Source organism: Psychrobacter sp. GW64-MNA-CIBAN-0177, from assembly GCF_040309585.1.
GTDB lineage: Bacteria > Pseudomonadota > Gammaproteobacteria > Pseudomonadales > Moraxellaceae > Psychrobacter > Psychrobacter okhotskensis.
This window is the reverse complement of sequence record NZ_JBEOOY010000610.1, coordinates 1-236: the sequence shown is the minus strand read 5'-3', so window position 1 is coordinate 236 and position 236 is coordinate 1. Positions and strand designations below refer to the sequence as shown.

The 236-nt window shown below is 67.4% G+C and carries 1 pseudogene; it reads left to right on the top strand.

Annotated features, from left to right (window positions below):
* A pseudogene (locus tag AAEY79_RS16400) lies at positions 1 to 236 on the top strand (hypothetical protein); the annotation flags it as partial.

Sequence of the window (236 nt, the reverse complement as noted above, 5' to 3'; positions counted from 1 at the left end):
GTGCTGCGCTGGGCCTGCAAACAGGGTTTCGAGGTGCTTCCCGACCACATCCGCGCAGCCGAATGCCGCGATTGGCTCGAAGCGACGCTCGGCCCGCTGCTCACGGCGCTCCCGGTCGACGCCCGCTCGTACAACGGCGAGGACTTCGGACGGACTGGCGACCCGACGGTCCACGTGCCGCTGATCGAACAACAGAACCTGGTTCGCCGCGTGCCGTTCATCGTCGAGCTGCGCAA